This is a genomic window from Microcoleus sp. MON1_C1 (assembly GCF_036701945.1).
In the GTDB taxonomy this organism is placed as follows: Bacteria; Cyanobacteriota; Cyanobacteriia; order Cyanobacteriales; family Microcoleaceae; genus Microcoleus.
Window position 1 is genome coordinate 1 of record NZ_JAUBRO010000143.1, and the last position, 1,126, is coordinate 1,126.

At 45.3% G+C, this 1,126-nt stretch carries 3 protein-coding genes; all 3 read right to left on the bottom strand.

Going from position 1 to position 1,126, the window contains the following annotated elements:
* Nucleotides 1–196: 196 nt before the first annotated feature.
* The 3 genes from QUA62_RS29230 to QUA62_RS29240 are packed head-to-tail and all read right to left on the bottom strand — an operon-like array spanning nt 197 to nt 862.
* On the bottom strand, nt 197–391 hold the full coding sequence (locus QUA62_RS29230) for a winged helix-turn-helix domain-containing protein (RefSeq protein ID WP_333408287.1): 195 nt from the start codon (nt 389–391) through the stop codon (nt 197–199).
* Complete coding sequence (locus QUA62_RS29235) at nt 318–701, bottom strand: helix-turn-helix domain-containing protein (protein WP_333408288.1); 384 nt, start codon at nt 699–701, stop codon at nt 318–320. Before QUA62_RS29235 ends, QUA62_RS29230 begins: the two co-directional genes overlap by 74 nt.
* Entirely contained in the window at nt 701–862 is a 162-nt protein-coding gene (locus QUA62_RS29240; RefSeq protein ID WP_333408289.1) for a hypothetical protein, read from the bottom strand. Before QUA62_RS29240 ends, QUA62_RS29235 begins: the two co-directional genes overlap by 1 nt.
* Nucleotides 863–1,126: the final 264 nt, after the last annotated feature.

A 1,126-nucleotide genomic window follows, 5' to 3' on the forward strand; every position in this document is an offset into this window, starting at 1 on the left:
AATATAATCTTTTCAATTTTCCTAACTTGAAAAGATTTGATGCCTTTTCACAATTCATATAGGATTGCTATAGTAAATTGGTATCAGTAGCCTCCCCAGCATAGAAGTGAAGAAAAAGGGGTGTCAGAAAGCGTATGTGACAGTTGAGGGTGCGGAATGTGGGTTTGATGTGAAGGAAACTCTTTTTGTAGCTCCCTCACTCGATTTGACAGTTTTTTTTAAATAGTTCCTGCTCAATTAGCTCTCCATTTTTATGCCGAGGGCGAGGTCTTTGAGGTGAGTAACCGCACTTTTTTAGGTATTCCCAACCCCTTTGTTTACCGACTTTTTGTCTCCCGGTTTTTTGGGCAATCCATAATGCAACTTTGGGCCCGCTCGCCTCTACCTCCATCGGGCGATTCTCCTTTCAAACTTAAATGCAGTTCTTCTAATTGAAGAGTGTTGAGTAAGGCATGACTGGGGCGCTTTTTTGGGGGCAGTTTTTTCCGCAGGATCGCTATCTCTCCTTGTTGGTTATAGCCCTTAACTATTTCTTTAGCATAGTCATAATTAATGCCGATTACTTTGGCTGCCTCTTTAATAGTCCAGCCGAGCGAAATTAACCACAGTAATTGCCAACGACGACCTTCTACTGGGTGAGTTGCCCCTCGATAAGGATTTTTAAGTTCAAAAGAACTCAAGTAGGGTTCTAGATGTGCCACTATGCGTCATCTTTTTGTTTGAACCATGAACTGATATTGATGCTCGTAGCTGATGAACGCCGCCGGCTGTTGTGTCGATCGTCCGCTGTTGTGTCGATCGCCCGTTGTTGTGTCGATCGCCCGCTGTTGTATCGATCGCAGCGTCCACCAGTTCGGTTCATCAACACCGGGCGAAGAGGGTTAACCAGACCCTGATTCCATCAGCCATTACATAACTGGTGAGCGTGCTGGTGGTAGCTGGGTTCTGTTCGCCATCATAAACGGGGTAAGTAACCCGGATTTGGTATAATATCATGTCCGGTCGATTGACAGTGATCTAATAGTGAGGAACACTGCCCCCGTCAGATCAAGAATGCCGAAACGAATTGCGATCGCGCCCCATCTGAGTGTAGAAGAACTTGATTGCTCGTTTCCGTGAAGCTAAA

Bases quoted from the DNA above. Each gene is read 5' to 3' on its own strand.
- QUA62_RS29240 (WP_333408289.1), bottom strand. From the start codon at position 862: ATGAACCGAACTGGTGGACGCTGCGATCGATACAACAGCGGGCGATCG.
- QUA62_RS29230 (WP_333408287.1), bottom strand. From the start codon at position 391: ATGGAGGTAGAGGCGAGCGGGCCCAAAGTTGCATTATGGATTGCCCAA.